Origin of the sequence: Streptomyces sp. NPDC056987 (assembly GCF_042673865.1) — a bacterium.
Classification (GTDB): Bacteria; Actinomycetota; Actinomycetes; order Streptomycetales; family Streptomycetaceae; genus Streptomyces.
Map to the genome: position 1 here is coordinate 34,683 of NZ_JBHURV010000038.1, position 24,350 is coordinate 59,032.

Below are 24,350 nucleotides of genomic sequence, written 5' to 3' on the forward strand. Positions count from 1 at the left end.
TGCGGGACCCCGCCGGTGTCAACCCTCCGGGCCCGTACGGCTCCGAACCGTCACCGCGCGGACCCACGCCACCTCTGGCACCGTGTGGCGCATGAGTACGAGCACCGGCATCCGGTCCCTGATGTCCCAGTGGACCGTGGTGGTGCCGCTGCTCGCCGTGATCGCCCTCGTCCTGGGCTGGGGGCGTACCCTGCCGGGGTTCGCGGTCGGCCTGATCGCCCTCTGTCTCGGGGGCGCGGTGCTCGCGGCCGTGCACCACGCCGAGGTGGTCGCCCACCGGGTGGGGGAGCCGTTCGGATCGCTCGTCCTCGCGGTCGCCGTCACCGTCATCGAAGTGGCCCTCATCGTCACCCTGATGGTCGACGGCGGCGGCAAGAGCGCCACCCTCGCCCGGGACACCGTCTTCGCCGCCGTCATGATCACCTGCAACGGCATCCTCGGCCTGTGTCTGTTCGTCGGCGCGCTGCGCAGCCGCGTCGCCGTCTTCAACGCCGAGGGCACCGGGACGGCGCTGGCCACCGTCGCGACCCTGGCCACCCTCACCCTGGTCCTTCCGACCTTCACCACCAGCAAGCCGGGGCCGCAGTTCTCCCCGGCGCAGCTCGGCTTCGCCGCCGTCGCCTCGCTCGTCCTGTACGGGCTGTTCGTCGCCGTGCAGACCGTGCGCCACCGCGACTACTTCCTCCCCGTCACCCAGGCGGGCGATGTGCTGGAGGAGGACGCGCACGCCCCGCTGCCGACCCGCCGGGCGACCACCCTGAGCCTGGTGATGCTGGTGGTGGCGCTGATCGCCGTCGTCGGTGACGCCAAGGCCGTGTCGCCCACCATCGAGTCGGGCGTCGAGTCGGCCGGGCTGCCGCAGGCCGTCGTCGGTGTCGTCATCGCCCTGCTGGTACTGCTGCCGGAGACCCTCGCCGCCGTGCGGGCCGCCCGCCACGAGCGGGTCCAGACCAGCCTCAACCTGGCCCTGGGTTCCGCCATGGCGAGCATCGGGCTGACGATCCCGGCCATCGCGCTCGCCATGATCTGGCTGGAAGGGCCACTGGTCCTCGGACTGACCGCCACCCACATGGTGCTGCTCGCCCTCACCGTGGTGGTGGGCGCGCTGACCGTGGCGCCCGGCCGGGCCACTCTGCTCCAGGGCGGGGTCCATCTCGGCATCTTCACCGCGTTCGTGTTCCTCGCCATCAGCCCCTGATCCCAGCGTCCCGGGGCGGGCCCTCACGTGGCGCGGGGGCCGTGGGGCTCGTCTGGGTCGCGTAGGGTCACACGCCGCGTAGGTCGCGTAGGGCGCGCAGATCGACGATCCGCTTGATCTTGCCCACCGAACGCTCCAGCGTCTCCGGATCGACCACCTCGACCGCGACCGACACCCCCACCCCGTCCTTGACGGCCGCCGCGATCGCCCGCGCCGCCTCCGTGCGCTGCTCCGGCGTGGCCGCCGCCCGCGCCTCGGCCCGTACGGTCAGGGTGTCCAGCCGCCCCTCACGGGTCAGCCGCAGCTGGAAGTGCGGGGCGACGCCCGGGGTGCGCAGCACGATCTCCTCGATCTGGGTGGGGAAGAGATTCACCCCGCGCAGGATCACCATGTCGTCGGTCCTGCCGGTCACCTTTTCCATCCGGCGGAAGACACGGGCCGTACCGGGCAGCAGCCGGGTGAGGTCCCGGGTCCGGTAGCGGATCACCGGCATCGCCTCCTTGGTCAGCGTGGTGAAGACCAGTTCGCCCTCCTCGCCGTCCGGCAGCACCTCACCGGTGAGCGGATCGACGACCTCCGGATAGAAGTGGTCCTCCCAGACCGTGAGCCCGTCCTTGGTCTCCAGGCACTCCTGCGACACCCCCGGGCCCATCACCTCCGACAGCCCGTATATGTCGACCGCGTCGATCGCGAACCGCTCCTCGATCTCCCGCCGCATCTCCTCCGTCCACGGCTCGGCGCCGAAGATCCCCACCCGCAGGGAGGTGGCGCGCGGATCGACGCCCTGCCGTTCGAACTCGTCCAGCAGCGTGAGCATGTACGACGGGGTGATCATGATGATCTCGGGCCGGAGGTCCTGGATCAGCCGGACCTGACGCGCGGTCATGCCCCCGGAGGCGGGCACCACCGTGCAGCCCAGCCGCTCCGCGCCGTAGTGCGCGCCGAGCCCGCCGGTGAACAGGCCGTACCCGTACGCCACATGGACCGTGTGCCCCGGGCGCCCGCCGGCCGCCCGGATCGAGCGGGCCACCACATCGGCCCAGATGTCCAGATCCCGCTGGGTGTAGCCGACCACGGTCGGCACTCCCGTCGTACCGCTGGAGGCGTGCAGCCGCCGTACCTCCGAGCGGTCCACGGCGAGCAGCCCGAACGGATACGTGTCCCGCAGATCGGATTTGGTGGTGAGCGGGAAGCGGGCCAGGTCCGCGAGCGAGCGGCAGTCCTCGGGGCGCACCCCGGCCCGGTCGAAGGAGCGCCGGTAGAAGTCCACGTTCTCGTACACGCGGCGCAGGGTGGACCGCAGCCGCTCCAGTTGCAGTACGGCCAGTTCCTCGCGGCTGAGCCGTTCCGCCGCGTCGAGCAGAGGGGTCATGGCGCTCTCCCTGGTCCGTCCGGCCGTACCGGGGGCCCGGGCGGCCGGGCGGAACTGATCATTCGGTTGATCGTCCCGGAGCCAGTAACGCAGGAGCCTCCGGCGGGCGTCAAGGGACGCGGCGCGGTGTCGCCCCATCGCGTTCCGCCGGCCTTCCTCCGCATGGCGCCCGGCCTCGCGCCCGGCGTTCCACCTGGCGCGAAAGCCGTTGCCGTGATCGCGCACGGACTGTGAGGATCGCGGCATGCCCACGTTCAGCACATACGACGGAACCGAACTCGCCTACCACCTGGTGGGGGAGGGGAAGCCCCTGGTGTGTCTGCCCGGCGGCCCGATGCGGGCGTCGGAGTACCTCGGCGATCTGGGCGGGCTCGCCGCGCACCGGCAGTTGGTACGGCTCGACCTGCGCGGTACGGGGGATTCCGCCGCCCCCGCCGCCGCACCCCTGGCGTACCGCTGCGACCGCCAGGTCGACGATGTCGAGGCGCTCCGCGCCCACCTCGGACTCGCCCGCCTCGATCTGCTGGCGCACTCGGCCGCCGGGGAACTCGCCCTCCTCTACGCGGCCCGCCACCCGAGCCGGCTCGCCTCCCTGACCCTGGTGACCCCGAGCGCCACGGCGGCCGGGATCGAGGCGACACCGGAGGACCGCCGCGAGGCCATGGCGCTGCGCGCCGGTGAACCCTGGTACGCCGCCGCGACGGCGGCCTTCGAAGAGGTCCTGGCGGGCCGGGCGACGGACGAGGTGTGGGCGACGCTCAAACGCTTCAACCACGCGCGCTGGGACGCCGCCGCGCAGGCCATGGTCGCCGCCTCGCCCCGGCAGACCAACCAGGAGGCGGCCGCGGCCTTCTTCGGCGAGGGGGCCTTCGACCCGGCCGCGACCCGGGCCGCGCTCGCCGCCCTGGCGGCGCCGGTCCTGGTGGTGGCGGGGGCGCTCGACGGCGGCCCGCGCCCCGCGAAGGCCCGTGCGCTCGCCGGGCTGTTCGGGCACGGCCGGCTCACCGTGCTGGAGGGCGCGGGACACTTCCCCTGGCTGGACGAACCCGGCGCGTTCGTCCGTGCGGTGGCGGGCTTCCCGGACTCCGGCACGCACGGTGGGCACGCGGAGGAGGAGGCGGCGGAGGCGGGCGGAGCGCGGCCGGCCTGACGCGCGGCACGGCGGACGGCCCACCGGTCAGGGGCCGCCGGAATTCCGGGCGGATCCACGGCAGTTCGCGGGAGGGCCGGTGCCGGTGCCGCCGTACGATCAGGATCCCGGCCCCACCCGTGGGAAGGCCCCCGATGCACACCACCCCCGCGCACACCACCGCCACACGTACCACCCCCACCCGCGCCACCCCTTCCGTGCGCCGCCGCGTCGCCCTGACCGCCGCCACCGCGCTGCTGCTCCTGGGGCCCGGCACGGCCTCGGCCGCCGTACTCCCCCTCCCCGTTCCGGACGCTCCGGAGGCACCGGTCCCCGCCGCGTCCGACCGGCCCACCGGCTCCTTCGGGCGCCTGTACCTCCTCGCCGAACTCTCCGCGCGGCGCCTGGCCACCGCCGACCTGGTCGCCGCGGCGAAGCGGGGCACCGGCAGCCCCGGCAGCCTCGTCGACGACCCCGAACGCGAGCGGCAGGTCCTCTCCACCGCCGCCCGCCGGGCCCTGGAACTGGGTGCCGACCCGGCGGTGACCGTCAGGATCTTCCGGGACCAGATCAAGGCCAACAAGGACGTGCAGCGGGAACTGCTCCGCCGCTGGGACACGGACCCCGCGCACGCGCCGTCCGAGCGGCCGGATCTGGCCGGGGTGCGCGCGGAGATCGACCGGATCGACGCGGGGCTCGTCCGGGCCGTCGCGGGCTCGGCCCAGGACCGTACCGCGCCCCGCTGCGGCCGTCTGCTGACCGCCGCGGCGGTCCGGGCCACCGCCGGGCAGCGTCCGGACCTCGCCCATGCGAAGGCGCTGGGCAGGGCACTGGGCTCCGTCTGCGTACGGGACGAGCCGCCCCGTACGCAAGGCTGACGCGGCCATGTCATGACCATGTCCCGTGCCGCCCCGGGGCCCTCTGTCGCGGTCTGTCCCGGGCCGTCGGTGATGGATAGGCTGGGGCCCGGGACGACGCAGCGGGAGGAGCAGGACGTGGCTGAGAGCACCACCACCCAGAAGCCGCTTTCGGGCTGGGACAAGCCGGAACTCGATCTGAGCGGCGCGGACTGGCAGTCCAGCAGCCAGGGGGCGGGCGACGTGCAGATCGCCTTCGTCGAAGGCTTCATCGCCATGCGCAACAGCCGCCGGCCGGAGAGCCCTTCGCTGATCTTCAGCCCCGCCGAGTGGCGGGCCTTCGTGATCAACGCCCGTGACGGAGAGTTCGACCTCACGTGAGGTGACCCCGCGCGGCCGGCCCCCAGGCCCCGGGCCCCCGGGCATCCGGCCCCGGGCCCGCATTTTCGGTCCTCACCCGGCTCCTCCGGAGTGGCGCGAACCCGTACCATGGTGGGATGTCCTTTCTCCGCCGCCGCAGCGCCGCCACACCCGCGGGCCCGGACTTCGATGTCCTGGCCATGGACCCGGGTGACTGGCCCGGCAATCTGGGCGCCGGTCTGCTGCCCGCCCCCGACGGGAGCTGCCAGGGGGTCTTCCTCCGGTACGACCTGTTCGGCGGCCGCGGGCCCGCGATGATCATCGGAAATCTGCCGGAGGGCTCACCCGCCCGTGAGCTGGGGGACGGACAGATCCCCTTCGAGGTGGCGCAGCTCCTGCTCGCGCTGGAGAACGACGAGCCGGTCGAGGTCATCGGCACCGAGGACATGCCGGTGATGCAGGGGGACAACCTCCTGATCGTGCGCCGGCTCAAGCTCTCGGAAAGCCGGATCTCCTGCGTGCAGTTCGACCGCAGCGACAACGTCCTCGTCACCATCGCGAGCTGGGACCGGCCGATCACCGACGACCTCTACGCACTGCTCAAGCCGCTGCCCGCGGAGCTGTTCCAGCAGGGCTGACAGCGGCGCCCCGCTCAGGGGCACCGTCCACTTCACGCCAGCGTGCGCGGTGGGCTGTCCGCTCCCTTGCCGGATGAGTCATCGGACTTTTACCGTGACTGGCCATGACTCCTGGGATGAGCCGCAGAACCACGATCGCGTCAGCACTGGGTGCAACAGGCGCCCTGGTGTGGGGAGTTCCCGCCATGGCCGATACGGGTGCTGCCGCCGACCCGTCCGATGAATCCACACTCTGGTACCGGGCCCCCGCCGCCGACTGGGAGCGCGAGTCCCTCCCCGTCGGCAGCGGCGCCCTCGGCGCCGGGGTGCACGGCACCCTCGCCACCGAGCGGCTCACCCTCAACGAGAAGGCCCTCTGGACCGGCGGCCCGGGCGCCGGAGGCGGTTACGACCACGGTGACTGGACCGTGCCGCGCCCCGGCGCCCTCGCCTCCGTACAGCAGCGCCTGGACACCGAGGGGCGGCTCGATCCGGCCACCGTCGCCGCCGAACTCGGCCAGGCCAAGAGCGGTTACGGCGCCCACCAGGTCCTCGGTGACCTGGAAGTGACCGTGTCCGGAGCGCCGGAGACCCCCGACGCCTCGTACCGCCGTTCGCTCGACCTGAGGAACGCCCTCGCCGCCGTCTCGTACACCCACGGCGACACCGCCTACACCCGGGAGTTCTTCGCCTCCTACCCCGGCCGGGTGATCGCCGGACAGTTCGCCGCCGACCGCCCGGGACGGACCGGCCTCACCCTGCGCTACACCTCCCCGCGCGCCGACTTCACCACCACGGCCGCGGGCGACCGGCTCACCGTGCGCGGCGCCCTCCAGGACAACGGGCTGCGCTTCGAGGTCCAGATCCGCGTCCGTACACAGGGCGGCACCGTACGCGCCGAGACCGACGGCACCCTCACCGTCAGCGGCGCCGACCGCGCCTGGTTCGTCCTCGCCGCGGCCACCGACTACGCCGACACCGGCCCCGGGTACCGGGGCGAGGACCCGCATCCGGCCGTCACCCGCGCCGTCGACCATGCCGCCGCCAGGCCGTACGAAGCACTGCGCGCCGCTCATGTACGCGACCACCGGGCGCTGTTCGACCGGGTCTCGCTCGACCTCGGCGGCCGCCTCCCCGACCTGCCCACCGACGAACTCCTGGCCCGGTACACCGGCGGGAGCGGGGCCGCGGACCGGGCGCTCGAAACCCTCTTCTTCCAGTACGGCCGCTATCTGCTCATCGCCTCGTCCCGCCCGGGATCGTTGCCCGCCAACCTCCAGGGCGTGTGGAACAACTCCACCAACCCGCCCTGGTCGGCGGACTACCACGTCAACATCAACCTCCAGATGAACTACTGGCTCGCCGAGGTCACCAACCTCGCCGAGACCACCGCCCCCTACGACCGCTACGTCGAGTCGCTGCGCGCCCCCGGCCGGCGCAGCGCCCGCCGGCTCTTCGGCACGCCCGGCTGGGTCGTCCACAACGAGACCAACCCGTACGGCTTCACCGGGGTCCACGACTGGCCCACCGCCTTCTGGTTCCCGGAGGCCGCCGCCTGGCTCACCCAGCAGCTCTACGACCACTACCGCTTCAGCGGCTCCACCCACTACCTGCGCGCCACCGCCTACCCGGTGATGAAGGAGGCCGCCGAATTCTGGCTGGCCAACCTCAGGAGCGACCCGCGCGACGGCACCCTCGTCGTCACCCCCAGCTACTCCCCGGAGCACGGCGATTTCACGGCCGGCGCCGCCATGTCCCAGCAGATCGTCCACGACCTGCTCACCAACACGCTGGAGGCCGCCACCACCCTCGGTGACGCCCCGGCCTTCCGCACCCGGCTCCAGGACACCCTCGAACGGCTCGACCCCGGGCTGCGCGTCGGCTCCTGGGGACAGCTCCAGGAGTGGAAGGCCGACCTGGACAGCCCCACCGACGACCACCGCCATGTCTCGCACCTCTTCGCCCTCCACCCCGGCCGGCAGATCGAGGCGGGCAGCGCCTGGGCCGAGGCCGCCAAGGTCTCGCTCACCGCGCGCGGCGACGGAGGGACCGGCTGGAGCAAGGCGTGGAAGATCAATTTCTGGGCGCGGCTGCGCGACGGCGACCACGCCCGCACCATGCTCGCCGAGCAGCTCGGGAACTCCACCCTCGCCAACCTCTGGGACACCCATCCGCCGTTCCAGATCGACGGCAACTTCGGCGCCACCTCCGGCATCGCGGAAATGCTGCTCCAGAGCCACCACGGCCCGGTCGAGATCCTGCCCGCCCTGCCCGCCGCCTGGCCCGAAGGACGGGTGACCGGGCTGCGGGCGCGCGGCGGCGCCACCCTCGACATCACCTGGTCCGGCGGGCGCGCCACGCGGATCGTGCTGCGCGCGAGCCGTACCGGGGAGCTGACGCTCCGCAGCACCCTGCTCCCCGGCGGCGAGCGGACCTTCCGCGCCACCGCCGGCCGGACCTACACCTTCGCCGCACCGCCCGGGCCGGCCTGACCGCCCGCAGGGCCCTGCGCCGGTGCGGCACCTCCTGCGGAACCCGCCGGTATCCCGCAGGATGGACGCACGCACACACGGGGGGCCGGTGAGCGAAGGGACAGCATGGACAGCAACGGTCTGACGCCCGAAGTCCTGCGGGAGCTGCGCGCGCCGCGCCCGTATCCGGCCGTGTCCCTGACGATGCCCACGCACCGCCGCGACCGTCACAACGAGCAGGACACCGTACGGCTGCGCAACCTGCTCGCCGCGGCGGGCCACCGGCTGGAGGCCGACCCCGGGGTGGACCGCAGGGCCCGCACCGCGGTCATGGAGCGGCTCACCGCGGCCGTCGCCGAGGTCGATCTGCGCCACGCGCTCGACGGACTGCTCGTCCTCGCCGACGCCCGGGAGCACCGGATCTGGTACCTCCCGCGCGAGGTGCCCGAGCGCGTCGTGCTCGCCGACACCTACCTCACCCGGAACCTCGTGGCCGCCACCGCGCAGTCCCGCCCGTACTGGGTGCTCGGGATCGCCGCGGACCGGGCGACGCTCTGGAGCGGTTCCGGCGAGTCGCTGCACGAGCACCATGTGAACGGCTTCCCGATGACGCCCCCGGAGGAGAGCTGGGACGTCGAGCGCGAGGAGCGGGTCGGGAACATCCCGAGCACCTTCAGCGACGAGGAGACCCGCCGCTTCCTGCGCTCCGTCGACCACGCCATGGGCACCGTCCTGGCACGCCGGCCCAGGCCGTTCCACCTGGTCGGACTCGCCCCCGCCCTCGCCCTGCTGGCGGAGGCCGGCAACGCCACCCACACGGCCGCGGGCCGGCTGGTCAAGGGCGGTCTCACGGACGGCCCGGCGCCGGTCCTGCTGAAGGAGATCCGCCCCGTGGTCGAGGAGCACGCGCGCCGCGAGAAGGCCGAGGTGCTGGACCGGCTCGACGAGGCGAAGGGGCGGCGCACCTTCGCCGCCGGGCTGGACGAGGTCTGGGAGTCGGTACGGGAGAAACGGGCCGATCTGGTCGCGCTCGAAGAGCACTTCCGGCGTACGGTCCGGGTCCGGGACGGCCATCTCGTGCCCGTCGACGACGCCTCCGCGACCGGTCCCGGTGTACGCGACGACATCGTGGACGAACTGGTGGAGGGCGCGCTCGACGGCGGCGCCCGCGTCGTGTTCCTCCCGGACGGCACGCTCGACGGGCACGACCGGATCGCCGCCGTCCTGCGCTACTGACGGGACGGCTGGACGGCACGCGGGTACGGGGGTACGGAGGTACGGGCGTCACCGACTCCCCCGTGGCCGGCAACGCCCGTACGTCATTCCCCCGTCCCCCCCGTCCCCCCGTCCCCCCGTCCCCCCGTTCTCCGGCTCCGGTCAGCGACCCGCCGGACGTACCTCGACATCGGCCGCCTTCACGAACGCGATCCGATGCCCGAACTGGATCTGGTAGTACCGCTCCGTGCCCCGCACCACGTGGTGGCCCGCCGGGTCGAAGGTGGCCGCGTAGTAGTACTCGCCCGGCCCCTCGCCCCCGACCACGTACCGCTGCCCGGCGAGCAGCTTGTACGGCAGCGGGGAGACCGGCTGGACCGGCACGCCCGCCGGGTACGCGGCCGCCTCCGGGTAGGCCCGCCCGTACACCGGGACCTCCGCGAGACCGGCCCTCGGGGTCAGCACCGGCGCCTTCGTGCCCACGGCCGCGGGCGCCGCCGCGGGATCGAGGAACCACGCCTTCTGCCCGAGGTACCAGATCGCCGTCCAGTCACCCTGCCGCGCCGCCACCGCGTACCGCTGACCCGTCGAAGCGCGGGCGCCCGTGTCGTTGACGTCCGCCGTCGAGTCCTGACCGCCCGGGCGCAGCCCGGCGTCCTTGACCAGCGGGGCGTTCGCGTCCGGCGCCGTGTGCAGCCGTACGGCGCCCGAGCCGTGCGGGGCGCACGCCGTGCCCGCGCTCTCGCACCCGGTGTACGGCGGCCTGCTGGCCGCGTAGTCGGGCCGGATCGTCACCACGGAGGGGCGCCCGCCCCCGCTCGCCCGCAGCGGCGCGCCCAGCAGCTCGAAGTAGTGCGCCCAGTCCCAGTAGGGACCCGGGTCGGTGTGCATCCCCGGGATCGTCGAGGGCGTCGTGCCCGGCACGTTGTCATGGCCCAGGATGTGCTGCCGGTCCAGCGGCACCTCGTACTTCTTCGCCAGATACGCGACCAGCCGGGCCGACGAGCGGTACATCGACTCCGTGTACCAGGCGTCCGGCGCGGCCAGGAACCCCTCGTGTTCGAGCCCCACCGACTTCGCGTTGACGTACCAGTTGCCCGCGTGCCAGCCGACGTCCTTCACCGGCACGTGCTGGGCGATCCGGCCGTCGGAGGAGCGCAGCGTGTAGTGCCACGACACATACTCCGGATCCTTGATCAGCTTGAGCGTGGTGTCCCAGGAGCCCTCGGTGTCATGGATGACGATGTAGTCGATCTTCTGGGAGTCTGGCCGGTCCGCCAGATCGTGATTGCCGTAGTCCCCCTCGCCGAACTCCTCGTACGGCGCCGGCACCCAGGTGCAGGAGACCGTGCGCGGGCACTCCGTGCGCGCCGGGTCACCCGACCGCAGGCCGAGCCGGGAGAGCTGCCCGGTGTCGGGTGCGAGTCCGGGCAGCGCGGACAGCGCCACCCGCTGGCCGCTGTCCGTGGTGCGCCGCTCGCCCGCGCGGATCACCTCGTACACGTCCCGGGCGTAGGCGGCGGCGGTCGCGGAGTCGTCCGCGCCGGAGAACCGGGCGACCGCGCCGTACCAGTGGGCCGGGTCGGCGCTGAGCGGCTCGCCCAGCTCCCGCTGGGCCGCCGCCAGCAGCGCGGCACCGCCCCGGAGATTGGCGGCGGGGCTCGTACGCAGCTCCTCGGCGGGCAGCCCGGTCAGCCGGGCGGCGCGGTCCAGGGTGCGCAGCGACGCGGGCAGTTCCGCGGTGCCCGGCACCGTCACGCGGGCGGGTGCCGTCAGCGGGCGCGCGGTGTCGCCGCGCGCGTCCTCCGTACCGTCCGAGTGGTGCGGCGCCTCGGCGAGCGCGGTCCTGGCGTCGGTGAGATGCATGGGGCCGTAGCCGCCGCTCACGCTCGGCGCGCCGCTGTGCGTGTCCCAGCGGGACTGGAGGTACGAGACCCCGAGGAGCACGCTCGGCGGCACCTGGTACCGCGCGGCGGCCGCCGCGAACTCACCCTGAAGGGACGCGGGGCCCGGCTGCTCCGCGGTGGCGGAGGGGCCGGCCGAGACGAGCGGGAGCAGCAGCGCGGCGGACGCCACGACACCGCCCGCCCGCAGTGCGCGCCCGCGCGCCGATCTCGGTCGCGGGCGGAGAGAACCTTGCAATGCAGCCTCCAGTGACGGGTGGTGCGCTACGTACTGCCGGGCCGATCCGCTTCCCAGAGGTATCGGCTCCCGGACGATCCGTCAATCAGGCTCCACGGGAAGGATTTCGCACGTCAGCATGGGTTTCCCGGAGTTTCTCCGCGGTGGTGCCCCGGCCTGCGGCGCGTCAGTGGAATGTACCAATGAATGTATTTGGCGGAGGAGGGCGGAGCTCCGGCCGCCGGCCCACCGTCCCCTCGGACGGCCCCGGGGGCCGGCGGGCCGGGTCAGCGGGTGCCGACCGCGGCGCGCACCGCCCGCCGCGCCATCGCGCAGTCGTCGTGCAGCCGCCGCAGCAGCAGCCGCTGCTCCTCGCCCGTCGGCGCGCCGCTCTGCTGCGCCGCCGCGGACGCTCCGGGCCCCGGGGAGGGGGCCTCCCGCATCGCGCGCTGCACCGCGGTCTCGTACATCCGGATCTCCCGCGTCAGCACGAGCATCAGGTTGACGAGGAACGCGTCCCGCGCCACCGGACCGCTCGCCGCGGCGAGCTGGCTGATCTGACGGCGCGCCGCCGGCGCGTCCCCGAGCACCGCCCAGAGCGTCGCCAGATCGTACCCGGGCAGATACCAGCCGGCGTGCTCCCAGTCGACGAGCACCGGGCCCGCCGGTGACAGCAGGATATTGGAGAGCAGCGCGTCGCCGTGACAGAACTGGCGCATGGTCTGCCGGGCCCCCGCCAGACCGTGCAGCAGCTTCTGGAGGTCTCCCAGATCCCGGTCGGTGAACAGCCCCAGCTCGTGGTAACGGGCGATCCGCGACGCGTAGTCGAGCGGTGCGCCGAACAGATCGGCCTGCGGGCGCCAGGTGTTGAGCCGGGCGATCGCGCCGAGCGCGGCCCGTACGTCCGCGCGCGGCGGCGCCTCCGTGGGGTGGCGGGTCAGCGCCGCGGCGCGACCGGGCATCCGCTCGATGATCAGCGCGCAGTTCTCCGGGTCCGCCGCGATGAGCCGGGGCACCCGGACCGGCGGCCGGTTCCGGACGAACGAGCGATATGCCGCTATTTCGTGGCGGAACCGCTCCGTCCAGACGGGCGAGTGGTCCAGCAGGCACTTGGCGACCGCGCTGGTCCGCCCCGTGGTCCCGACCAGCAGGACGGACCGGCCGCTGCGGCGCAGTACCTGAACGGGCTTGAACTCGGGGCAGATCCGGTGCACCGCCGTGATCGCCATGCGCAACTGGGCGCCCTGGGGGCCGGACAAGTCGAGTCTCCCGCTGAGCGTCTGGGTGCCCGCCCCCGCCCTGAACCGAGTCCGTCCCGCGTGGGTGGGGTCGAGATACGGTCCGCTGCCCGGGGTGACCGGACGCCCGGACCGGGGCGGGGCGGACACGGAGGACGATGCTGTGTACATGGGCGCTACAGATCCCTTCGTGTGCCGACGAGTTACGGCGCCTTCCCGCCCCGGCCGCCGTGAGGCACCCTGGGGAGTACGTCCGGTTGCCGGGCCGGGGTGGCGCGTTCCTACTCGACACCGGCGAACGGGTGGCACACCATCTGGCGCACCCTGGCGAACCCTGGCGAATAGTCGCCAGGTACCTGACTGAGCGTTACTGTCAAGTCAGCCGAGAACCTGGGGGCTTGACGTGAGCGGTGAACCCAACACCCGTCTGTCGGATCTGTTCGGCCTGGCCGGCTGGTCCAAGGGCGAACTCGCACGGTTGGTGAACCGGCAGGCGGCGGCCATGGGCCACCCCCAACTGGCCACCGACACCTCGCGGGTGAGGCGTTGGATCGACATGGGGGAGACTCCGCGCGATCCGGTACCGAGAGTGCTGGTCACGCTGTTCACCGAGCGGCTCGGTCGTGTCGTGACCATCGAGGACCTCGGGTTCGCACGGAACGGACGCGCGGGGAAACGACGGGACTCCGGGAACGCGGACAACCCCGACGCCCTGCCCTGGGCGCCCGACCGGACGGCAGCGGTCCTCACCGAATTCACGGGAATGGACCTCATGCTCAACCGTCGCGGCTTGGTGGGCGCGGGTGCAGCGCTCACCGCAGGCACCGTACTCACCAGCACTCTGACCGACTGGCTGCACGCCGACCCCGCACCTTCCTCCGGCCCTCCACCCGCCGACGATCACCTGAACGCGGAACCCGCCGGGTTCGACCGCTACGAGGCCGCCCCCATCGGGTCCCAGGAGATCGAGGCACTGGAGCGGTCGGTCGAGGTCTTCCGCGCCTGGGACGCCGCCCGTGGCGGCGGACTCCAGCGCAAGGCCGTCGTGGGCCAGCTCAACGAGGTGGGCGGGATGCTCGCCTACCGCCACCCGGACCATCTCCAGCGGCGCCTGTGGGGCGTCGCCGCCAACCTCGCCGTCCTCGCGGGCTGGATGTCCCACGACGTCGGCCTCGAACCCACCGCCCAGAAGTACTTCGTCATCGCCACCCACGCGGCGCGGGAGGGCGGGGACCGCCCCCGGGCCGGCGAGGCGCTCTCCCGGGCGGCCCGCCAGATGATCCATCTCGGCCGGCCCGACGAGGCCCTCGATCTGATGAAGCTCGCCAAGTCCGGCTCCGGGGAGGAGAATCTGCCCCGCACCCAGGCCATGCTCCGCACCATCGAGGCCTGGGCCCAGGCCTCGATGGGACGCGGCCAGGCCATGCGCAGAACCCTCGGCGAGGCGGAGGACCTCTTCGTCTCGGACAAGGGGGACGTCCCGCCGCCCTGCTGGATGCAGATGTTCGACGAGGCGGACCTCCACGGCATGGAGGCGCTGGCCTTCCGTACCCTCGCCGAACACGACCCGAAGGCGGCGAAGATCGCGCAGGGCCACGCCAAGGAGGCGCTGGAGCTGCGCGGCGGCGGACGGCAGCGGTCCAAGATCTTCGACTACATCTCGCTGGCGTCCGCCTGCTTCATCGCGGACGATCCGGAACAGGCCGACCGCTACGCGCGGCTCGCGCTGGTGTCGATGGGGGAGACCTCCTCGCACCGCACCTGGGACCGGCTGCGGGAGATGTACCGGCTCACCGGCCAGTACGCGGGGTACGAGAAGATCGAGGAACTGCGCGAGGAGATCGCACGCGCGCTGCCGAAGAGCCCGGGCAGGAAGGCGGAACCGGGCCGGGCCGACATCTGAGGCCCTGAGCGGCGCACGCGTGCACAGCTGACAGCTCACAGTCACCACAGCGGTCTCGCAGACCACAGTTCACCACGGCGGGCTCACCGCTCACGGAAGGAATCCGCGAAGGCTCCACCCGGCGCTGCTCAGCGCGTTTCCCCGCCGATCCTGGCGGCCATCACACAGGCGTCGTCCGAGCGCTCGGCCATGCCGAACTCCTCGCCGATCGCCCGTACCCACTCCTGCGCCGTCGACGTTCCCGTCATCCGGGGCGCCAGAGCCAGGAGCCGTTCCCGGCGCGTTCCGGTGCCTTCACCCTCACGGGTCAGTCCGTCGGTGTGCAGCACCAGTACATCCCCGGGCTCCAGCCGGGCCTCGGCCTGTTCGTACCCGGCCCCCGAGGTCGCGCCGAGCAGCACGCCGTCCGGCGGTGTCAGCGCGTGCCCCGTCCCGTCGCGGAACAGCAGCGGGGCGGGGCACGCCGCCTGCGCCCAGGAGAGCGCCCCGGTCGCCGGCCGGTACCGGGCGCAGAGCGCGCTGCCCAGCACGGGCTGTTCCGTGGTGTCCAGAAGCTGGTTGAGATGGCCCAGCAGCGCCCCCGGCTCGATCCCCGCCACGGCCATCCCGCGCACCGCGCCCAGCAGCATCGCCAGGGACGAGGCCGCCGCGAGGCCGCTCCCGGTGAGGTCACCGAGGGTCAACAGGGTGTCGCCGCCGGGCAGTTCGAGCGCGTCGTACCAGTCCCCGCCGCCCGGCGGACCGGCCGCCGACGGCAGATGGCGCGCGGACAGCTCCAGCGCGGCCGGGCCGCTCTGCGACAGCCGCAGCGCGCCGCGTCGCGACGGGACGACGGCCTCCTGCAACGCGGTCACGAGCCGGTGCTCGGTCTGGGCGATGTGCTGCGCGCGCTGGACCGACCGGCCGCTCTCGCGCACCGCGCGCTCGCTCCTGCGCAGCGCGCTGACATCGCGGAGCACGGCCCACAAGGAGGCGGTGCAGCCGTCGGCGTCCAGCACCGGCTCGCCCATCATGTGCACCGTACGGACCTGGCCGTCGGCCCTGACCACACGTACTTCGCCGTCGATGGGCCTCCCGTCGATCAGGCAGTCCGTCACCATGCCCGTGAGCAGCGACTGGTCGTCGGCGAAGACCAGGGAGGGCAGCTCGTCGAGCGTCATCGGCCCGCGCTCACGCGCCCGGCCGATGATTCCGTACATCTCCTCCGACCAGTTCACCTCGTCGGTCAGGAGGTTCCACTCGGCGCTGCCGACCCGGCCGAGCACCGGGGCCGCGCGGGCCGGCCCTTCCTGGGGGAGACCGGCGCCGGCCCCCGCCGTACCCGTGGCACATGCCGTGGGTGTGTGCCGCTGTCCCCGCGGGGGAGCGTCCGGGGAGGGACGGCCGTCCGGAGCGGCACCGTCCTCCGCGGGGCAGTTCTCGACGCGGCCGTCCGCCGGGAGGATCTCCGGACGGCCGGCCCTGAGCTGGTCCAGGTGTGCGCCCAGATGGTCCAGCTGGCGTACCGCGAGATCGCAGAGCGCCCGCTGCCAGCGCCGCAGGGTCTCGTCGTCCGTCCCGTTGTCCTGGCGCACCGCCTCCACGTCCCCGCGCAGCGCGCGGGTCCTGGCGATGAGCGCGTCCACCGTCTCCCGCTCGACAGGCTGCGGGACGGGGTGGTCCGCGAACAGGGGGGACGGCATCTCGTACTCCGATACGGGCGCGGCACGGCCTGGTCTGGATGATGGACCGTTATGACTGTTGCACAAGCGCCCCGTGCCCGTAAGGCATTTGGCAACACTCGATCCGGTGGTGCTTCTGGCATATGCCGCAGGCTGGTTGATTCTCCTCATGCCACATGCGGCGGTCGCGCGTATGCGTCAACCCGACGCCAACCAGGGCGATCGCACCCGGTATCGGGGACTTCCCCGGCCGCAACGACTGATGGACATGTACGCATGAGTCATGCGTACATGTCCATCAGCGGGCTCATGTGGGTGGCCGGGGCGTGCGGACCGTCCGTTCACGCGGGGGTGGGCGCACGCCGCCGCGGCACGGTCACCAGATCGACTCGACCCACTCCGGGTGGTCGATGAACGGGTTGCGGTTGTGCTGGTACTGGTTGTAGATGACGTCGTTGCGGCGCTTCTCGAAGGCGTCCGGCGGGTCCTCGTCGCTCCACTGCTTCAGGACCGACAGCTTCCCCATCAGGGGGCTGGAGCCGTTGTTGACCTTCTCGTTGGGTTCGAGGTCCGGCCAGGAGTCGCCGCCCTCGTACCGGACGGCCATGTAGAGGATCATCCGGGCGACATCGCCCTTGACCGCGTCGCGCGGCTCGAAGGAGTCGGAGTCGGTGTAGTTGCCCGGCGCGCCGGAGACGGCGCTGCCGCCGTTGTCGAAGTCCTTGTTCCCGCGGATGGAGTTGACCTGGACGTCCTCCGGGCGCAGGTGGTGGAGGTCGGTGCCGGGGCCGGTCGCCTCGCCGAAGCCGCCATGGGACTTGGCCCAGACGTGCTCACGGTTCCAGTTGCCCGTGTTGCCGCCGTTGCTCGACTTCGAGATCGACTTGCCCGTGTACAACTCGATCACGTTCGAGGAGTTCGCGGGGTCCTGGTCGGAGTTCTTGAGCGCGTCCCAGACCGCCGCGTACGAGATCTTCGTCTGGTCCTTGATGATCGTGTGCAGGGCGGACTTGAGCGCGGCCCCGCTCTTGCCGATCGCGTTCTGGTAGTACGTGTCGTCCAGTGCGGCGGTGGCCGCGGTGGAGGAGGCCGCGGTGGCCGTGGCCGGCGTGGTGGCCGTGGTCCGGGACGGGGTGACCGCCGGTGCGGCGGCGGCCGTGGTGGCGATCACCGCGGTGGCGGCGCCGAGCGCCAACAGTGCGCGTCGGGTGGGGAGATGGCGACGGGACATGAGGGAGCTGTCCTCTCCGGGGGGCCGTCGCGGCACACGACCACAGGGTGGGGGCGGGTGCCGCGGTGGTCATGAGGAAACGGTTCAGCGGGAGTTTTCCACAGCACCTGTGTGGGTGTGTGAACACCTCGTGTCAGCCATGTGCAGGTCAAGTTGCCGAACGGGGTGACGGGCTCGGTGCAGCGCGAGTTGACGGTCGCGCGCCCCTGTTGCCGCTGATTTGCCGGGGTTTACGGGGAAGTTGTGGCGGGTCTGGCGAACTTTGGTCCATACCAACTGCTTGACGCTGCGTCACTCCCTGTCTTAAATCATTGGCGGACAGAACTCTCCGGGGCGGCCTCTTCCCCTGCGCTCGCCGCGCATGCCGCCCGGGGCGGCTTGTCATGCTCATGCCCCCCACGTGAAGTGATGTGATGCCCCGTGCGAATCTCCCTGAGACGCCGAGCGACGCTGTGCGCGCTCGCTCTTCTCTGCTGTACCGGCGTGCTGACGGCGGTACCCGCCTCCGCCGCCGTGCCCGATCCGGCCCCCGCCGCCGCGGCGGCCGTGACCTTCAACGACGACTTCAACGGTCCGGCGGGAGCGGCGGTCGACGGCGGAAAGTGGCAGATCGAGACCGGCGACAACGTCAACAACCACGAACGGCAGTACTACACGGCGGGCAACCGCAACGCCGCCCTCGACGGCCAGGGCAATCTGGTCATCACCGCGCGCCGTGAGAACCCCGGCAACTACCAGTGCTGGTACGGCCGGTGCGAGTACACCTCGGCCCGGCTCAACACCTCCGGCAAGTTCACCGCGCAGTACGGACGCGTCGAGGCGCGGATGAAGGTCCCGCGTGGACAGGGCATGTGGCCCGCCTTCTGGATGCTCGGCAACGACATCGGCAGCGTCGGCTGGCCCAACAGCGGCGAGATCGACATCATGGAGAACGTCGGCTTCGAACCCGGCACGGTCCACGGCACCCTGCACGGCCCCGGCTACTCCGGTTCGGGCGGTATCGGCGCCGGCTACACCCTCCCGGGCGGCCAGGCGTTCGCCGACGCCTTCCACACCTTCGCGGTCGACTGGGCGCCCGACTCCATCACCTGGAGCGTCGACGGCAATGTCTACCAGCGCCGGACGCCCGCCGATCTCGGCGGACGCGCCTGGGCGTTCAACAAGCCGTTCTTCCTCATCCTGAACCTGGCGGTCGGCGGCTACTGGCCCGGCGACCCCGACGGCAGCACGCCCTTCCCGGGCCAGCTCGTCGTGGACTACGTACGCGTCACCACGGGCGACAGCGGCTCCGGCGGCACCACCGGCACCATCACCGGGATCGGCGGCATGTGCGTGGACGTGGCCGGGGCCAGCTCGGCGAACGGCACGCCCATCCAGCTCCACAACTGCAACGGCGTCGCCGCCCAGCAGTGGACCGTCGGTACGGACGGTACGATCCGGGCCTTCGGCAAGTGCCTGACGGTGAAGGACAACAGCACCGCCGACGGAGCCCCGTTGCAGCTCTGGGACTGCAACGGTGGCGGGAACCAGCGCTGGGGGATCTCCGCCGCGCGGGACATCGTGAACGTCCAGGCCGACAAGTGCATGGACGCCACCGGCAACAGCTCGGCCGACGGCACCCGGCTCCAGATCTGGACATGCGCGGGCACCGCGAACCAGAAGTGGACCGTGAACCGCTCCTGACCCGGGCCGGAAGCGGACGGGAACCCGGGGGCCCGACGGTACGCCGACGCGTGCCGCCGGGCCCCCGTGGCATGCGCCCGGCGCGGGGCCAGGGGGCGGGGGCCCGGGGTGGGGCCAGGGCGCGGGGTTACGGCGCGGGCTCCACCTCCAGGAACCGGCGGCGCCGCGGGCCGCGGTAGAGCAGGGCCTCCCAGCCCAGCGGTGCCAGCGCGGCGGCGCACTCCGTCAGGGCACGCTCCTCCTGCCGCGCGGCCCCGGAGCCGTGCGGGCCGAGCCACTCCACCCGTACGGTGCCCTCCCGCTCACCCGGCGACACGCGGTACCCCGTCGCGGTCCGCTCGCCGGAGGCGTCCACCGCCGACGCGGCGAGCGAGGCCGCCTCCAGCGCGAGCGCGACCGCCCGGACCGGCCGGCGCAGCTCCCAGGGCGCGGGAACGGCCGCGGGATCGCCGGGACCGGTGTGGGTCAGCCGCCTGATCTGGAGCAGCCCCTCGAACGCGATCCGCACCTCGGCCGCCCGCTCGCGGGGCGCCGAGGCGGGCGGCGGACCGTCGCCCGTGGCCGCCTCGAACCCGCCGGGCCGCTCCGCTCCGCCCTCGGCCGCCATCGCCACCGTTCCCGCCCCCGCCCTTGCGCACGTCCGTGGTCCGCCCCGGCTCCGGGAGGGACCCGTACGGCCGATCCTCTCAGCCCAGGACCCCGCGGCGCACCGGCCCGGGCGGCCTAGGCCCCTGCGTCCCCAGCCTGCCCGGGCCCGCGGACATGGCGAGACCCCGACCGGACGGGGGGACGCCGGTCGGGGTCGTCAGGGGAGGGCGCGGATGGCGGTCGCCTCGCGGCGGTGCGCTCCATGGGGCTTCAGCCGAACGATCTTCCCCACAGGCTTTTCTCAGGTGGGCCCGGGGACTCAGTTCCACCCACACCCTCACCCCTTTCAACGGGGCGCCGGCACGGAATGTTCCCGGAACGGAGTCAGGGGCCCCTCGCTCCACTATGCATCGCGTGTATACCTCGTGTGTATAGTGCGACGCGGTTCATTCACCGCCACCGGCGCCCCTGGGCGCGCCGGTTCTTCGTCATGCCGTGAGCGGACCGGGTGCCGTCGGCCGGACGCCCGGCCGTGGCTGCGGCATGCCCCGAGAAAGAGGGTTTGTCGTGTCTCGTCACCTAGGGGCGTCCGGAAAGCGCGCCTCCACCGCGGTCGTGGCGGTCGCGTCACTGGCGCTGATGCTGGGCGGCTGCACGTCGTACGACCGCTACACCCCCGCGGACGCCAGGAAGGACGCGACGAAGGGGGCGGCCCTCGCCCCGGGCGCCGTCGACTGCGCGAAGGCCCGCTGCATAGCCCTGACCTTCGACGCGGGCCCCTCCGAACACACGCCTCAACTGCTGGACATCCTGAAGAAGGAGAAGGTCCACGCGACCTTCTTCCTGCTCGGCAGGGACCATGTCGTCAAGTACCCCGATCTCGTGCGCCGGATCGCGGACGAGGGGCACGAAGTCGCCAGCCACACCTGGTCGCACAAGATCCTCACGGAGCTGGACGCGGACGGCGTACGCGAGGAGCTCACCCGCACCCAGGAAGCCGTCGAGAAGATCACCGGCCACCGGCCCACGCTGATGCGCCCGCCGCAGGGCCGGACCGACGACCAGGTCTCCGAGGTGAGCCGCGAACTCGGGCTCGCGCAGATCATGTGGAGCGCCACCGCCAAGGACTACGCCACGACCGACTCCGCCCTCATCGAGAAGCGCATCCTCGACCAGGCGGACCGGGACGGCATCATCCTGCTGCACGACATCTACGACGGCACCGTGCCCGCCGTCCCCGGCATCATCGGGAAACTGAAGGAGCGCGGCTACACCTTCGTCACGGTCCCCGAGCTGCTGGCCCCCGGTACCGCCGGTCCCGGCAAGGTCTACAAGCCCTGAGGCGGCAGGCCGCCTTCTCCGCCGGTTCCTCTGCTGGCGGGGGCGGGGGACCGGTCGTACGGTGAGGGTAATGGATCTCCAGGAGACCTGTGCGGGTCGGACAGGCGGCGTGATGGCGAACAGCGAAGCGGGGTCGGGCAGCCCGATCTGCGCCCATCTCGCGGATGTCGAGGAGGTGACCCCGGACAGCGAGGACAGCTGCCCGGAGTGTGTCGCCCTGGGGGACACGTGGGTGCATCTGCGGGAGTGTCAGACGTGCGGCCACATCGGTTGCTGCGACTCCTCCAAGAACAAGCACGCCACCGCCCACTACGCCGCTTCCGGACACCCGCTCATCCGTTCGTACGAACCCGGCGAGGGCTGGTGGTGGTGTTACGAGGACGAGATCGTCTTCGAGGTCGAGGGAGTGGGTCCGGAGCGCCCCGTCTGACCGTGCCACACACTCCGGCGGGGCGTTGACTCTCACCCTCAGGTCCAGGGTGAGAGTCAACGCCCCGCCGGAGTGATGTGTGGTGTGGGTCAGCCCGAGGTGACGGTGAAGAGCGCGCCGTCCGGATCGCGGAGCGTCGCCTCCCGCAACGGTGTGTCCCGCGGGACCGGCGAGGTGTCCTCGGGCGAGACCAGTGCGCCCCCGGCGTCCAGCGCCGCCGCCACGGACCCGGCCGCCTCGGGAACCCGGAAGTAGACATGCCAGCGCGGCCGGAGCTGCGGATCCGGTGTGGCCTGCACGGCGCCGCCGCGGATCTTGGCGACGATCTGCTCGTCCTGGCGCAGCACCGCGTGGTCGTCCTCGTGGACGAGTGTGAAGCCGTCCTGCTTCTCCGGTGCCCAGCCGAGGACCTGACCGTAGAAACGGGCCGCGTCCCGTGTGTCGCGCGTCCGCAGCTCCAGCCACGCGGGCGCACTGCCCCGGCCCACCGTCCAGTCGGAGCGCACCGCGCCCTCCCAGATCCCGAAGGCCGCCCCGTCGGGGTCGGTGGCGAGCGCCGCACGGCCGGAGTGGAAGGCCAGCGGCCCCACCGCGACCGTGGCGCCGCGCTCCCTGATCCTGGCCGCCGCCTCGTCCACGTCGGTCACCGCGAAGTACGGCGTCCACGCGACGGCGACCTGGAGGGACGAGGCGAGCGCGCCGATCCCCGCGACGGCCATCCCGTCGGAGAGCGCGACGCAGAAGTCCTCGCCCAGCCCGGCGGGGCGGTACGTCCAGCCCAGCACGTCACCGTAGAACGCTTGAGCCGCGGGCAGTTCGCGCGCGAGCAGACTCACCCAGCAGGGAGCGCCGGCCACCGTCTGTGAGTCCATCTTGTCCCGCTCCTGCTCCCGCTCCACACCGCACACTCCGCCCTCGTCAGACACGTCTCGCTCATACGTATTGCCGCTGTTGGTGTCTTTACTCTGCCAGGCCGCGCGTGACTTCCCGCCGGGCCGGGGGCATGTCCGCACCCCGGTCCGGGCGTCCGGGCGCGGACGTCAGCGGGTGGCGGCCGCCAGGGCCGCGTCGGCCTTCGCCGCGGTGGGCTGCCACAGCGTGGTGACCGGTTCCCAGACCCGGATGGTGCCGGAGGTGCCCACGGACGCCGCGCCGAAGCGCGTGCCGCGGTGCGACGGGTCACCCGAGACGGTCAGGTACGCGACGGTGCGCGACTCCTCGGCGGCCGGGTCGAGCGTGCGGACCGCGGCGTACGCGGAGGCGCCGGCGGCCAGCCGGTACGGTGCGCTCCCGGCCGGCGGCACGGGCTGCGCGGCGCCGTCGAGATCCCCGAAGGTGACGGTGGGGACGCGGTCGACGACGCAGGTGGCGCCGCCCTTGTTGGTCACACTGATCCGCACCACGTGGGGGGTGGCGGACCGGGCCGCGGTCACCGTGACGGCGCCCTCGCGGCAGACGGCGACGGCCGCGGAAGGCGCCGCGGCGACGGCGGCCGGGGCGCCGGTGAGGACTGGGAGAAGGGCGAGAGCGGTGGCCGCCGGAGCGGCGAAGGCGGGTCGGATACGCATGGTGTGGTTCCCCGTTTCGGTGGGGCCGCCGGTCCGCGGATCCGCCGGTCCAAGACGCTGGATCCGTGGTTCCGTGGACCGGTGGCACGTGAAGTGGACCGGTGACACGTGAGGGTGACAGGCGATCGGTCGTCACGGCACGGTCTCGACCGGGTGTCCGTACCGGATCTGTGTTCGCCCGGAGTCGGTCGCGCTGTGCCGCTTGACCTGTAGGACACCCGGAGGGCCACAGAGGTTGTGCCGGTCACCGGTGTCCGGTCACACCCGTCACGTGTCCTCGGCGGTCCGGCCGCCCGGGTGGCGGTGGCGCCAGAACCAGAACACGCAGCAGGAGACCAGCGCCCAGCCGGCCAGCACGGCGAACGGGAACACATGCTGCGCGTTCCCGAAGTACACCGCGGTGTGCTGGGCGTTGACCGAGGCCCCCGGCGGCAGCCAGCGCCCGATATGGCCCAGCACCGACGGCAGCAGCGGCCAGGACACCGCACCACCGGACGACGGGTTGCCCAGCAGCACCATCAGTCCCCAGGTGGGCAGCATCGCCCACCGCCCCATCAGGGTGTTGAACATGGTGAACACCATGCCGGACGTGAACATGGTGAACGCCAGGATCAGCCACGACTCGGCGAACGGCAGCCGCAGCGCGCCCAGCAGCCAGTCGACCACCGAGGCGATGGCGAAGGCGCCGAGCAGCGAGTACGCGACGGTGAACGCGATGCGCTCACCCGGGTCGAGCCCCCGGGCGTGGACGCTCAGCTGGATGGCGCCGACAAAACCGACGATCACGGCCGCCAGCGAGATGTAGAAGAGCGCGAGCCCGCGCGGGTCCCCCTTCTGGAGCGGCTTCACATCACTGATCCGTACGGGCACCCCCACCGCTCTGCTCACCGCGGCGGCCGTCTCGGTGAGCACCTGCGCCACGGACGCCCCGGCGGCGCCGGCGACGGCGAAGTCCACTCCGGTGGGCCGGAACGTCAGGATCGCGAACACCTCCTGCTGTTCCACCGCGCGGCGGGCCGCCGCGTCCGTGGGATAGGGGTGGAGTTCGAGCGACGCGGCGAGTGCCTTCTCCATGCCGCCCACGAAGGCGCGGGCCTCCGCGGTGTCGGTGGGGCCCACCACGGCGGCGGGGATACGGCGCGGCGTCGGGTTCGCCATGTTGTACGTGTACGAGCCGGCGAAGAGCCCGGCCGCCGCCGCGAGGATGAACATCAGCACGACGGCGGGGAGGAAGGGTGAAGCGGTGAAGGCCCTCCAGCGCTCCGCCGCCCTCGTCCGGGAGCGCGGCGCGCGGTGGGCGCCGGACTCGGGACCGGGGCCGGTTTCGTGATCCGCGTCCATGAGAGCACCGTAAACCACGTGAACCG

The 24,350-nt window shown here is 72.6% G+C and carries 20 protein-coding genes; 11 read left to right on the forward strand and 9 right to left on the reverse strand.

Going from position 1 to position 24,350, the window contains the following annotated elements; genetic code table 11:
• Nucleotides 1-91: 91 nt before the first annotated feature.
• Nucleotides 92-1,198 carry a calcium:proton antiporter gene (locus tag ACFTZC_RS33010; RefSeq protein ID WP_382896000.1) on the forward strand — a complete coding sequence of 369 codons (1,107 nt, stop codon included), beginning with the start codon at nucleotides 92-94 and terminating at the stop codon, nucleotides 1,196-1,198.
• Nucleotides 1,199-1,265: 67 nt separating this feature from the next.
• Here the strand turns inward: ACFTZC_RS33010 and paaK are convergent, their stop codons facing one another.
• The gene (paaK, locus tag ACFTZC_RS33015) at nucleotides 1,266-2,570 is read right to left on the reverse strand and encodes a phenylacetate--CoA ligase PaaK (protein ID WP_382896002.1); all 1,305 of its coding nucleotides are present in this window, start codon (nucleotides 2,568-2,570) and stop codon (nucleotides 1,266-1,268) included.
• Between the two features lie 244 nt (nucleotides 2,571-2,814).
• Between paaK and ACFTZC_RS33020 the strand changes: the two genes are divergently transcribed.
• From ACFTZC_RS33020 to ACFTZC_RS33045, 6 genes are all read left to right on the forward strand, one after another.
• Nucleotides 2,815-3,720 carry an alpha/beta fold hydrolase gene (locus tag ACFTZC_RS33020; RefSeq protein ID WP_382896004.1) on the forward strand — a complete coding sequence of 302 codons (906 nt, stop codon included), beginning with the start codon at nucleotides 2,815-2,817 and terminating at the stop codon, nucleotides 3,718-3,720.
• Nucleotides 3,721-3,854: 134 nt separating this feature from the next.
• Complete coding sequence (locus ACFTZC_RS33025) at nucleotides 3,855-4,577, forward strand: chorismate mutase (protein ID WP_382896006.1); 723 nt, start codon at nucleotides 3,855-3,857, stop codon at nucleotides 4,575-4,577.
• Between the two features lie 117 nt (nucleotides 4,578-4,694).
• Complete coding sequence (locus tag ACFTZC_RS33030) at nucleotides 4,695-4,937, forward strand: DUF397 domain-containing protein (RefSeq protein WP_382896008.1); 243 nt, start codon at nucleotides 4,695-4,697, stop codon at nucleotides 4,935-4,937.
• Nucleotides 4,938-5,053: 116 nt separating this feature from the next.
• Nucleotides 5,054-5,554: a hypothetical protein gene (locus tag ACFTZC_RS33035; protein WP_365819492.1), complete on the forward strand. Its 501-nt coding sequence runs from the start codon at nucleotides 5,054-5,056 to the stop codon at nucleotides 5,552-5,554.
• A 185-nt stretch (nucleotides 5,555-5,739) separates the two neighbouring features.
• Nucleotides 5,740-8,025: a glycoside hydrolase N-terminal domain-containing protein gene (locus tag ACFTZC_RS33040; protein WP_382896010.1), complete on the forward strand. Its 2,286-nt coding sequence runs from the start codon at nucleotides 5,740-5,742 to the stop codon at nucleotides 8,023-8,025.
• A gap of 105 nt (nucleotides 8,026-8,130) precedes the next feature.
• Complete coding sequence (locus tag ACFTZC_RS33045; RefSeq protein WP_382896012.1) at nucleotides 8,131-9,240, forward strand: chemotaxis protein; 1,110 nt, start codon at nucleotides 8,131-8,133, stop codon at nucleotides 9,238-9,240.
• A gap of 141 nt (nucleotides 9,241-9,381) precedes the next feature.
• Here ACFTZC_RS33045 and ACFTZC_RS33050 read toward each other — a convergent pair whose 3' ends face one another.
• Both ACFTZC_RS33050 and ACFTZC_RS33055 read right to left on the reverse strand, forming a co-directional pair.
• Entirely contained in the window at nucleotides 9,382-11,361 is a 1,980-nt protein-coding gene (locus ACFTZC_RS33050; protein ID WP_382896014.1) for an N-acetylmuramoyl-L-alanine amidase, read from the reverse strand.
• A 266-nt stretch (nucleotides 11,362-11,627) separates the two neighbouring features.
• Nucleotides 11,628-12,749 carry an aminoglycoside phosphotransferase family protein gene (locus ACFTZC_RS33055; protein ID WP_382896016.1) on the reverse strand — a complete coding sequence of 374 codons (1,122 nt, stop codon included), beginning with the start codon at nucleotides 12,747-12,749 and terminating at the stop codon, nucleotides 11,628-11,630.
• 232 nt (nucleotides 12,750-12,981) lie between these two features.
• On the opposite strand from ACFTZC_RS33055, the gene ACFTZC_RS33060 reads away from it, so the two are divergent.
• The gene (locus ACFTZC_RS33060) at nucleotides 12,982-14,481 is read left to right on the forward strand and encodes a hypothetical protein (protein WP_382896018.1); all 1,500 of its coding nucleotides are present in this window, start codon (nucleotides 12,982-12,984) and stop codon (nucleotides 14,479-14,481) included.
• A 128-nt stretch (nucleotides 14,482-14,609) separates the two neighbouring features.
• On the opposite strand, the gene ACFTZC_RS33065 is transcribed toward ACFTZC_RS33060, so the two are convergent.
• On the reverse strand, nucleotides 14,610-16,163 hold the full coding sequence (locus ACFTZC_RS33065) for a PP2C family protein-serine/threonine phosphatase (protein WP_382896020.1): 1,554 nt from the start codon (nucleotides 16,161-16,163) through the stop codon (nucleotides 14,610-14,612).
• A 355-nt stretch (nucleotides 16,164-16,518) separates the two neighbouring features.
• Entirely contained in the window at nucleotides 16,519-17,373 is an 855-nt protein-coding gene (locus ACFTZC_RS33070; RefSeq protein ID WP_382896022.1) for an endonuclease I family protein, read from the reverse strand.
• A 483-nt stretch (nucleotides 17,374-17,856) separates the two neighbouring features.
• Between ACFTZC_RS33070 and ACFTZC_RS33075 the strand changes: the two genes are divergently transcribed.
• Nucleotides 17,857-19,056, forward strand: a complete 1,200-nt coding sequence (locus ACFTZC_RS33075; protein ID WP_382896024.1) for a family 16 glycosylhydrolase — start codon at nucleotides 17,857-17,859, stop codon at nucleotides 19,054-19,056.
• 127 nt (nucleotides 19,057-19,183) lie between these two features.
• On the opposite strand, the gene ACFTZC_RS33080 is transcribed toward ACFTZC_RS33075, so the two are convergent.
• Nucleotides 19,184-19,663, reverse strand: coding sequence for a hypothetical protein (locus ACFTZC_RS33080; protein ID WP_382896026.1), 480 nt, complete (start codon nucleotides 19,661-19,663; stop codon nucleotides 19,184-19,186).
• 524 nt (nucleotides 19,664-20,187) lie between these two features.
• Here ACFTZC_RS33080 and ACFTZC_RS33085 point away from each other — a divergent pair.
• Complete coding sequence (locus ACFTZC_RS33085) at nucleotides 20,188-20,985, forward strand: polysaccharide deacetylase family protein (RefSeq protein WP_382896028.1); 798 nt, start codon at nucleotides 20,188-20,190, stop codon at nucleotides 20,983-20,985.
• 112 nt (nucleotides 20,986-21,097) lie between these two features.
• Nucleotides 21,098-21,415 (forward strand): UBP-type zinc finger domain-containing protein, encoded by a 318-nt coding sequence (locus tag ACFTZC_RS33090; RefSeq protein WP_365819473.1) that lies wholly within the window; start codon nucleotides 21,098-21,100, stop codon nucleotides 21,413-21,415.
• Nucleotides 21,416-21,504: 89 nt separating this feature from the next.
• On the opposite strand, the gene ACFTZC_RS33095 is transcribed toward ACFTZC_RS33090, so the two are convergent.
• The 3 genes from ACFTZC_RS33095 to ACFTZC_RS33105 form a co-directional block, all read right to left on the reverse strand.
• The gene (locus ACFTZC_RS33095; protein ID WP_382896084.1) at nucleotides 21,505-22,287 is read right to left on the reverse strand and encodes a VOC family protein; all 783 of its coding nucleotides are present in this window, start codon (nucleotides 22,285-22,287) and stop codon (nucleotides 21,505-21,507) included.
• 168 nt (nucleotides 22,288-22,455) lie between these two features.
• On the reverse strand, nucleotides 22,456-22,983 hold the full coding sequence (locus ACFTZC_RS33100; protein WP_382896030.1) for a DUF4232 domain-containing protein: 528 nt from the start codon (nucleotides 22,981-22,983) through the stop codon (nucleotides 22,456-22,458).
• Between the two features lie 267 nt (nucleotides 22,984-23,250).
• Complete coding sequence (locus ACFTZC_RS33105) at nucleotides 23,251-24,324, reverse strand: ABC transporter permease (RefSeq protein WP_382896032.1); 1,074 nt, start codon at nucleotides 24,322-24,324, stop codon at nucleotides 23,251-23,253.
• Nucleotides 24,325-24,350: the final 26 nt, after the last annotated feature.

Bases quoted from the DNA above. Each gene is read 5' to 3' on its own strand.
- ACFTZC_RS33010 (WP_382896000.1), top strand. From the start codon at position 92: ATGAGTACGAGCACCGGCATCCGGTCCCTGATGTCCCAGTGGACCGTG.
- paaK (WP_382896002.1), bottom strand. From the start codon at position 2,570: ATGACCCCTCTGCTCGACGCGGCGGAACGGCTCAGCCGCGAGGAACTG.
- ACFTZC_RS33020 (WP_382896004.1), top strand. From the start codon at position 2,815: ATGCCCACGTTCAGCACATACGACGGAACCGAACTCGCCTACCACCTG.
- ACFTZC_RS33025 (WP_382896006.1), top strand. From the start codon at position 3,855: ATGCACACCACCCCCGCGCACACCACCGCCACACGTACCACCCCCACC.
- ACFTZC_RS33035 (WP_365819492.1), top strand. From the start codon at position 5,054: ATGTCCTTTCTCCGCCGCCGCAGCGCCGCCACACCCGCGGGCCCGGAC.
- ACFTZC_RS33040 (WP_382896010.1), top strand. From the start codon at position 5,740: ATGGCCGATACGGGTGCTGCCGCCGACCCGTCCGATGAATCCACACTC.
- ACFTZC_RS33045 (WP_382896012.1), top strand. From the start codon at position 8,131: ATGGACAGCAACGGTCTGACGCCCGAAGTCCTGCGGGAGCTGCGCGCG.
- ACFTZC_RS33055 (WP_382896016.1), bottom strand. From the start codon at position 12,749: ATGTACACAGCATCGTCCTCCGTGTCCGCCCCGCCCCGGTCCGGGCGT.
- ACFTZC_RS33065 (WP_382896020.1), bottom strand. From the start codon at position 16,163: ATGCCGTCCCCCCTGTTCGCGGACCACCCCGTCCCGCAGCCTGTCGAG.
- ACFTZC_RS33070 (WP_382896022.1), bottom strand. From the start codon at position 17,373: ATGTCCCGTCGCCATCTCCCCACCCGACGCGCACTGTTGGCGCTCGGC.
- ACFTZC_RS33080 (WP_382896026.1), bottom strand. From the start codon at position 19,663: ATGGCGGCCGAGGGCGGAGCGGAGCGGCCCGGCGGGTTCGAGGCGGCC.
- ACFTZC_RS33085 (WP_382896028.1), top strand. From the start codon at position 20,188: ATGCCCCGAGAAAGAGGGTTTGTCGTGTCTCGTCACCTAGGGGCGTCC.
- ACFTZC_RS33090 (WP_365819473.1), top strand. From the start codon at position 21,098: ATGGCGAACAGCGAAGCGGGGTCGGGCAGCCCGATCTGCGCCCATCTC.
- ACFTZC_RS33095 (WP_382896084.1), bottom strand. From the start codon at position 22,287: ATGGACTCACAGACGGTGGCCGGCGCTCCCTGCTGGGTGAGTCTGCTC.
- ACFTZC_RS33100 (WP_382896030.1), bottom strand. From the start codon at position 22,983: ATGCGTATCCGACCCGCCTTCGCCGCTCCGGCGGCCACCGCTCTCGCC.
- ACFTZC_RS33105 (WP_382896032.1), bottom strand. From the start codon at position 24,324: ATGGACGCGGATCACGAAACCGGCCCCGGTCCCGAGTCCGGCGCCCAC.